Raw genomic sequence first — 9,347 nt, 5'->3', positions numbered from 1 at the left:
GCGTCTTCCAGGGTGAAGACCCCGGCCACATGGGCGGCGGCCAGTTCACCCACGGAGTGCCCGACGAGGAAGTCAGGGGTCAGACCCCAGGCCTCGACGAGCCGGAACAGCGCGACCTCGATGGCGAAGAGCGCGGCCTGCGTGTACACGGTCTGGTCGATCAGACCGGCGTCCGTCCCGTCCGTGCCGAAGACGACATCCTTCAGCGGACGCTCCAGCTGCCCATCGAAGCGGGCACACACCTCATCGAATGAGGCGGCGAACACGGGATGCGTCTCGTAAAGTTCGCGGCCCATTCCGGCCCGCTGGCTGCCCTGCCCCGTGAACAGGAACGCCAGTCGGCCAGGGCTGACGCTCCCCGAGGGTGCCTCCCCGGCAGCCACCGACCGCAGGCCGGCCAGCAGCTCCTCACGGCTCGCGCCCGTGACCACGGCCCGGTGCTCGAACCGTGCGCGCGACACCGCCAGGGAGTAGCCGACATCCGCCGGGCCCAGCTCGGGCTTGCGCTCCAGGAAGGAGAGCAGCCGGTCGGCCTGCGCCCGCAGCGCGTCCTCGGTCTTGCCCGAGAGGACCCACGGCACGGGGCCGGCGACGATCGGTGTCTCGCCTGCTCCGAGGTCCGCCGCCGGTACCTGCTCCAGTACGACGTGCGCGTTCGTACCGCTCATGCCGAACGACGACACCGCTGCCCGTCTCGGCCTGTCCACCTGCGGCCACTTGCGGGCCTCGGTCAGTAGGCGGACGTCGCCCGCCGACCAGTCCACCTCGGGGGCCGGCTCATCGACGTGCAGGGTCTTCGGCAGCAGGCCCTCCCGCATGGCGATGACCATCTTGATGATGCCGGCGATGCCCGAAGCCGCCTGGCTGTGACCGATGTTGGACTTGATGGAGCCGAGCCAGAGCGGTTCCGCGCCCTGGCGGCCCTGGCCGTACGTGGCAAGGAGGGCCTGCGCCTCGATCGGGTCGCCGAGCCGCGTCCCCGTGCCGTGCGCCTCGACCGCGTCGACGTCGCTCGTCGACAGACCGGCGTTGCTCAGTGCCCGCCGGATGACGCGCTGCTGGGAGGGCCCGTTGGGCGCAGTCAGACCGTTCGACGCGCCGTCCTGATTGAGGGCCGTACCCCTGATCACCGCAAGCACCTGGTGACCGTTGCGGCGGGCGTCGGAGAGGCGTTCGACGAGGAGCATGCCCACGCCCTCCGCCCAGCCGGTGCCGTCCGCCGCGCCCGCGAAGGGCTTGCAGCGGCCGTCGGGGGCGAGGCCCCGCTGGCGTGAGAACTCGACGAATGTGTCCGGCGTCGACATGACCGTGACACCACCGGCAAGCGCCAGTGAGCACTCTCCCCGGCGCAGCGACTGGACCGCCAGGTGCAGGGCCACCAGCGAGGACGAGCACGCGGTGTCCACCGAGACGGCCGGGCCCTCCAGGCCGAGCACGTATGAGACGCGGCCCGAGGCGACACTGCCCGAGTTGCCGGTGCTGAGATAGCCCTCAAGCCCCTCGACGGACTTGGTGAACTCGGAGTAGTAGTCCGAGCTCATCACCCCGGCGAACATGCCCGTCTGGCTGCCGCGCATCGCCTCGGGATCGAGACCGGCGCGCTCGAACGCCTCCCAGGAGGCCTCAAGGAGCAGCCGCTGCTGCGGGTCCATCGCCAGCGCCTCGCGCGGCGAGATCCCGAAGAACGCCGGATCGAAGTCCCCCGCCTCGTAGAGGAATCCGCCCTCACGCGAGACGATCTTGCCGGGCTTGTCCGGGTCGGGGTCGTACAGCCCCTCGATGTCCCAGCCGCGGTCCGTCGGGAACCCGGAGATCGCGTCGACCCCGTCCGACACCAGCCTCCACAGGTCCTCGGGCGAAGCGACCCCGCCCGGGTAGCGGCACGCCATGCCGACGATCGCGACCGGCTCCGTCGCCGCACCGACGAGTTGCCGGTTCTGCTGCTTCAGGCTCTCGGCTTCCTTGATCGACGCACGCAGCGCCTCGACGAGTTGTGCCTGGGACGTTGTCATCAAGAGCTCCACACATCAGACGTCACAACAGACGTCACATCAGCATCAGACGTCATGAGTCGGCGTTTCCGAGCGCCATACGGATCAGGTGTTCGGTGTCCATCGCGTCGATGTCGTCGATCGCGTCGGATAGGCCGTCGTCCTCGGGCGCGGGGTCCGCGTCACCCAGACCGGCCAGGTCCATCAGGAGATCCAGCACACCGGCCTCGCGGAAGCGGGCCAGCGGGACCGCCGCGAGGGCGGAGCGGATACGCGCCTCCTCGGGGTCGGCGCCGGTGTCGGGGTCCTCGCCGTCCGGCACCAGCTGGGCGCGCAGATATCCGGTGAGCGCGAGCGGCGTCGGATAGTCGAAGACGAGAGTGGCCGGCAGCCGCAGGCCGGTCTCCGCGCCCAGACGGTTGCGCAGTTCGACCGCGGTGAGCGAGTCGAAGCCCAACTCCTTGAAGGCGCGCCCCGGTTCGAGGCCCGCGCCGCCGCTGTGGCCGAGCACCGCCGCGACATGGGTCCGCACGGATTCCAGCAGCAGCGCGTCCTGCTCCGTACCGCTGAGCCCGGTGAGCCGGTCGGCGAGCGTCGCCCCGTGACCGGCGAGCCCGCCGGCCGCCGCCGCGCGCCGGCCGGGACCACGCCGCAGCCCGCGCAGCAGAGCCTCGTCCGAACCGCCCTCCTGAGCGAGCAGCTTGGTGAGATCGAGGCGCACCGGGGCGACAACGGGACGACCGGACTCGCGGGCCACGTCGAACAGCGACATGCCAAGCTCCGAGGAGATCGGCAGCATGCCACCGCGCTCCATGCGCTGTACGTCGGCCGCCGAGAGGTGGCCTGTGATGCCGCTGCGCTGCCCCCAGAAGCCCCACTGGAGCGAGGTGGCCGCGAGGCCGTCGGCGCGCCGGGCCTGCGCCAGGGCGTCGAGGAAGGAGTTGCCCGCGACGTAGTTGGCCTGGCCCGCCTCGCCGAAGAGGCTGGCGGCGGAGGAGAAGAGGACGAAGGCCGACAGGTCCAGGTTCCGGGTCAGCTCATGGAGGTTGAGCACGGCGTCGATCTTCGGACGCAGCACCCGGCCGAGCCGCTCAGGTGTGAGCGAGCCGATCGTGGCGTCGTCGATCACCCCGGCGGTGTGCACGACCGCCGTGAGCGGATGGTCGACCGGCACGGACTTCACCAGAGAGGCAAGCGCCGAGAAGTCCGTCACGTCGCAGGAGGCGATCTCCACGTGCGCGCCGAGTGCCGTCAGCTCGGCGGCCAGCTCCGGTGCGCCCTCGGCATCGAGACCGCGCCGGCTGGTCAGGAGGAGACGGCGCACGCCGTGCTCGGTCACCAGGTGCCGCGCCACCAGCGCACCGAGCGTGCCGGTACCGCCGGTGATCAGCGCGGTGCCCGCCCGGTCCAGTTCGACAGGGGCCGTCGTGGGCACCCCGACGGCGGGAACGCGGGCGAGGCGCCGCGCGGACACCTGGTCTCCCCGGACGGCCAGCTCGGGCTCACCGGAGTCGAGGGCGGCGGCGAGCAGTTCGGCAGTGAGTTCGTCACCGCGTACGTCAAGGAGTACAAACCGGTTCGGATTCTCGGTCTGCGCCGAGCGGATCAGCCCCCAGACGGCGGCGTTCTCCAGGTCCGGTACGTCCTCGTCGGGCCCGGTGGCGGCTGCCCCCTGCGTCACGAGCACGAGCCGCGAATCGGCGAACCGCTCGTCGGCCAGCCACTCCTGGGCCAGGCCCAGCGCCCCGTACAGCGCGTCGTGCGCTGCCTGAGCGAGACCCCGCGCATCGCCCTGAGCGGCCCCGCCGCTCGACTCAGGCGTGTCAGTGTCAGGTGTGCCAGTGTCAGGCGTGTCGGGCGTGGAACTCAGGGGTGCGAACACCACCGACGGTACGGACCCCTCCCGGGACAGCTCGCTCAAGTCCGCGTACCACGCCGCGCCGTCGAACGGCAGGCCCAGCGTGTCGCCCTCGAGCACGGCCCACCCGGCGGCGATGTCGGGCGCGGCAGTGCCGGACGCGCCGAGCGCCAACGGCGCCCACTCGGATTGGAACAGCGCCTCATGGAACCCGGTGCGGCCCGCGGAGACCGCCTCGTCCGTCACCGGTTCCAGCCCGAGCGCGGCGATCGTCGCCACGGGCGAGCCGGACCCGTCCGCGATCTGTACGCCGAGGTGCTCAGTGATGCGTACGCGCAGCAGGGAGGCGCCCGTCGCGTGGAGCGTGACGCCGCTCCAGGCGGTCGGCAGGGAGATCCGGCCGTCCTCGACCGCGCCGAGGGTGTCGAGGTGCAGTGTGTGCAGGGCGGCGTCGAGGAGTGCGGGATGGAGCCCGAAGCCGTCGGTCGAGGTCCCCTCGGGAAGCGCGATGTCGGCGTACGTGTCGGTGCCGAGCCGCCAGACCTTGCGCAGCCCCTGGAAGACCGGCCCGTACTCGGCGCCGATGTTCGTCAAGTCGTCGTACAGTCCTTCGAGTCCGACCTCCGTGGCACCCTCGGGCGGCCACACCGACAGCTCGAAGTCGCCATCGGTCGTACCGTCCGTGAGTACGCCCTCGGCGTGCAGGGTCCACGGGGTTCGCGCGTCGGCGTCGTCGGGCCGCGAGTAGATCACCACGCGTCGGTCACCGCTCGCGTCGGCGGCCTCCACGGTCACGCGTACGGCACTTCCACCGCGCTGCGGGAGCACGAGCGGGGTCTGGACGGCCAGTTCCGCCAGGTTGCCGCAGCCCGCCTGGTCGCCGGCGTGGATCGCCAGCTCGACGAGGACGGACCCGGGCAGCAACGCCGACCCGAGCACCACGTGGTCGGCCAGCCAGGGGTGTGACTGGAGGGACAGCCGACCGGTGAGGACGGTGGTGTCCGACTCCGGAAGGGCGATGGTGGCGCCGAGCAGCGGGTGCCCGGCGGGCGCCTGGCCGAGCCCGGAGGCGTCGCCGAGGGGAGCGAGCGCTTCGAGCCAGTAGCGGTCGTGCTGGAAGGCGTAGGTGGGGAGGTCGACGCGCTGTGCGTCGTGGCCTGCGAAGACGCCGTCCCAGTCGAGTTCGGCGCCGTGGATGTGGGCGGTGCCGATGGCCTGGGTGAGGGTTTCGGTTTCGGGGCGGTTCTTGCGGAGTACGGGGGTGAAGAGGGCCTCTTCTGTGTCGGTGAGGGTTTGCTGGGCCAGGGCGGAGAGGGTTCCGTCGGGGCCCAGCTCGATGAAGGACGTGACGCCTTGTTCGGCGAGGTGGGTGATGCCGTCGGCGAAGCGGACGGCCTGGCGGACGTGGCGTACCCAGTACTCGGGTGAGCCGATGTCCTCGGGGGTGGCGAGCCGGCCGGTGAGGTTGGAGACGACCGGGATGCTCGGAGTGCCGTAGGTCAGGCCCGCCGCGATGGTGCGGAACTCGTCCAGCATGGGTTCCATGCGGGGGGAGTGGAAGGCGTGGCTGACGCGGAGCTGGTGGACCTTGCGCCCCTGCTCGCGCCAGTGCTCCAGCACCTCGACGACCGCGGTCTCGTCACCGGAAACCACGACCGAGGTGGGACCGTTGATGGCGGCGATGGCGATCTCGTGCTCGCGGCCTTCCAGGAGCGGCAGGATCTCCGCCTCCGTGGCCTGGATGGCTGCCATGGCCCCACCGGCGGGGAGGGCCTGCATGAGGCGTCCACGAGCGGCGACGAGCTTGGTCGCGTCTTCCAGGGTGAAGACCCCGGCCACATGGGCGGCAGCCAGCTCACCCACGGAGTGCCCGACGAGGAAGTCAGGGGTCAGGCCCCACGCCTCCACCAGGCGGAAGAGTGCGACCTCGATGGCGAAGAGCGCGGCCTGCGTGTAAACAGTCTGGTCGATCAGACCGGCGTCCGTCCCGTCCGTACCGAAGACGACATCCTTCAGCGGACCTTTAAGCAGCCCGTCAAACTGCCCGCACACCTCATCAAAGGCAGCAGCGAACACGGGATACGTCTCATACAGCTCGCGGCCCATCCCGGCCCGCTGGCTGCCCTGCCCCGTGAACAGGAACGCCAGCTTGCCGCGCCGCACGCTCCCCGAGGCCACCGCACCCGACGCATCCCCGAACGCCAACGCCTGCACACCCGCGAGGAGTTCATCGACATCGGAGCCGGTGATGACGGCCCGGTGCTCGAAGCGGGCCCGCGTCACGGCGAGGGAGTACCCCACATCGGCCGGACGCAGCTCGGAGTTGTCCCGCAGGAAGGAGTGCAGCCGCTCGGCCTGCGCCCGCAGCGCCTCCTCCGTCTTGCCCGACAGGACCCACGGAACGACCCCACCGACGACCGGAGCCTCGGAGCCCCCCTCGTCGACAGCGGCCTCGGAGTCATCGACCGGCGCCTGCTCCAGAATCACATGGGCGTTGGTGCCACCGATGCCGAAGGACGAGACGCCGGCCCGGCGCGGGCGCCCGGCCTCGGGCCACTCGCGGGCCTCGGTCAGCAGCCGCACGTCGCCCGCCGACCAGTCCACCTCCGCCGACGGCTCGTCGACGTGCAGGGTCTTGGGCAGCAGCCCCTCCCGCATCGCCATGACCATCTTGATGATGCCCGCCACACCCGAAGCCGCCTGGCTGTGTCCGATGTTGGACTTGATGGAGCCGAGCCACAGCGGCTCGGAGCCCTCGCGGCCCTGGCCGTACGTGGCGAGCAGCGCCTGGGCCTCGATCGGGTCGCCGAGCCGCGTGCCGGTGCCGTGTGCCTCCACGGCGTCCACCTCGGCGGGCGTCAGCCGCGCGTTGGCGAGGGCCTGGCGGATGACGCGCTGCTGCGAGGGGCCGTTCGGGGCGGTGAGCCCGTTCGACGCGCCGTCCTGGTTGACGGCCGTGCCGCGCACCAGCGCGAGAACGGAGTGGCCGTTGCGGCGCGCCTCCGACAGCCGCTCGACGAGCAGCATGCCCACGCCTTCCGCCCAGCCGGTGCCGTCCGCGGCCGCCGCGAAGGCCTTGCAACGGCCGTCGGGGGCGAGGCCGCGCTGGCGCGAGAAGTCGACGAACGTGTCCGGGCTGGCCATGACGGTGACGCCACCGACCAGTGCCAGCGAGCACTCCCGCTGGCGCAGCGACTGCACGGCCAGGTGCAGGGCGACGAGCGAGGACGAGCACGCGGTGTCCACGGAGACGGCCGGGCCTTCGAGGCCGAGCACGTACGAGACGCGGCCCGAGGCGACGCTGCCCGAGTTGCCGGTGCCGAGGTAGCCCTCGACGCCCTCCGGGGCGGAGTCGCGGCCCGAGTAGTAGTCGGAGCTCATGACACCGGCGAACACGCCGGTCTGGCTGCCGCGGATGGACGCCGGGTCGATCCCGGCGCGCTCCAGCGCTTCCCAGGAGGCTTCGAGGAGCAGTCGCTGCTGCGGGTCCATCGCCAGCGCCTCGCGCGGCGAGATCCCGAAGAACGCGGGGTCGAAGTCGCCGGCACTCTCCAGGAAGCCGCCGACCCGGGCGTAGGTGGTGCCGACGCGGTCGGGGTCGGAGTCGAAGAGGGCGTCGAGGTCCCAGCCGCGGTCGGCCGGGAAGTCCGTCAGGCCCTCCTCGCCCGCGAGCAGCAGTCGCCACAGTGCCTCGGAGGACGTGGCCCCACCGGGGTAGCGGCAGGCGACGCCCACGATCGCGATCGGGTCGTCGTCCGTCGCCACGGCGGTCTCGGCCGGCGCGGCGACGGCGAGGGCCGTCCCGGCGTCCTGCCCGAGAACCTCACCGCCGATGTACTCGACGAGCGCGGCGGGCGTCGGGTAGTCGAAGACCAGGGTCGCGGGGAGCCGCAGCCCGGTCTCGCCGCCCAGGCGGTTGCGCAGTTCGACCGCGGTCAGCGAGTCGAAGCCCAACTCCTTGAAAGCGCGCCCCGGTTCGACCGCGTCCGCGCCGCCGTGGCCGAGAACGGCGGCCACGTGCGTACGAACGAAGTCCAGCAGCACGCTGTCCTGCTCGCCCCGCGACAGACCGGCCAGGCGCTGCGCCAGACCCGATCCGGCGGCCACGGTCCCGGTCCGGGCCGTGCGCCGCGCGGGAGATCCGACGAGCTTGTGGAGCAGCGCCGGAACGGTACCGCCCTGTGTCCGCAGCGCCGCCAGGTCCAGCGGGATCGGGACGAGCGTCGCCTCCGTGCCGCGGACCGCGGCGTCGAACATCGCGAGCCCCTCCTCCGAGGTGAGCGGCAGGGTCCCGGCACGCCTCATGCGCTCGATGTCGGTGGCCGAGAGATGTCCGGTGATGCCGCTGCGCTGCTCCCAGAAGCCCCAGGCGAGTGAGGTGGCGGGCAGTCCCTGGGCGCGGCGGTGGGAGGCCAGCGCGTCCAGGAAGCTGTTGGCGGCCGAGTAGTTGCCCTGCCCGGCCTCGCCGAACACACCGGCCGCGGAGGAGAAGAGGACGAACGCGGAGAGGCCGAGGTCCTTCGTCAGCTCGTGCAGATGGACGGCGGCGTCCGCCTTGGGGCGCAGGACCGCGTCGAGCCGGTCCGGGGTGAGGGAGTCGATGACCCCGTCGTCGAGAACACCGGCGGTGTGGATGACCGCCGTGAGGGGGTGCCCGGCGGGGACGTCGGCGATGAGGGCCGCAAGGGCTTCACGGTCCGCGGCGTCGCAGGCGGCGACGGTGACGGTGCTCGCGCCGAGGGCGCTGAGTTCGCCGGCCAGGTCGTCGGCACCCTCGGCGGCACGGCCTCGGCGGCTGGTGAGGACGAGGTGTCGTATGCCGTACTCGGTGACGAGGTGACGGGCGAACAGCGCGCCGAGTGACCCGGTGCCACCCGTGATCAGGACCGTGCCCCGGTTGTCGATACCGGCTCCCGGCTCAGCTTCCCGGCTGGAGAAGCGGGCCAGGCGCGGGACGAGGGCCTTGCCGCCGCGCACGGCCACCTGCTCCTCACCCGTGGCGGTGACAGCCGTGAGGAGTTCGGCCCCGGCGGCGTCGGTCGCCTCCATGTCAATGAGGGCGAACCTCCCCGGGTTCTCGGCCTGCGCCGACCGTACGAGGCCCCAGACAGGGGCGTGCACGAGGTCCTCGACGCCGTCGTCCGCACCCGTCGCGACCGCGCCCCGGGTCACGAAGACCAGGCGGGAGTCGGCGAAACGGCTCTCCGCGAGCCAGCCCTGGAGGAGCTCCAGGACGCGATGCGCGGTCGCACGGACGGTGCCCGCGACGTCCGCCTCGGAAGGACCGGCCGTGGCTGTGGCCGTGAGCGGTACGAACACCACGGCGGGCACGCTCTCTGCCTGAGCCAACTCCGCCAGCTCCGCCGGATCCGCGCCGACGATGACCGACATGATGCTCGCGCCCGGGTTGGCCGGGGGGAGGGGCAGCTGTGGCCATTGCACGTGGAAGAGGGAGTCGTGGAAGGGGTGGTGTCCGGTGGTGAGTTCGTCGGGGGTGG

General features: G+C 71.9%; 2 protein-coding genes. Both read right to left on the bottom strand.

What is annotated here, in order from left to right; all coding sequences use genetic code 11:
- The coding region (locus ACFZDI_RS35820) for a beta-ketoacyl synthase N-terminal-like domain-containing protein (RefSeq protein ID WP_391256727.1) at positions 1 to 2,015 on the bottom strand (2,015 nt) is incomplete at its 3' end.
- Between the two features lie 49 nt (positions 2,016 to 2,064).
- Positions 2,065 to 9,240, bottom strand: a complete 7,176-nt coding sequence (locus ACFZDI_RS35815) for an SDR family NAD(P)-dependent oxidoreductase (protein WP_391256725.1) — start codon at positions 9,238 to 9,240, stop codon at positions 2,065 to 2,067.
- Positions 9,241 to 9,347 lie beyond the last annotated feature (107 nt).

The organism is Streptomyces sp. NPDC007907, from assembly GCF_042959365.1.
GTDB classification, from domain to species: domain Bacteria; phylum Actinomycetota; class Actinomycetes; order Streptomycetales; family Streptomycetaceae; genus Streptomyces; species Streptomyces indiaensis.
The sequence above is the reverse complement of the archived record's forward strand: the minus strand, read 5'-3'. Positions and strand labels throughout refer to the sequence as shown.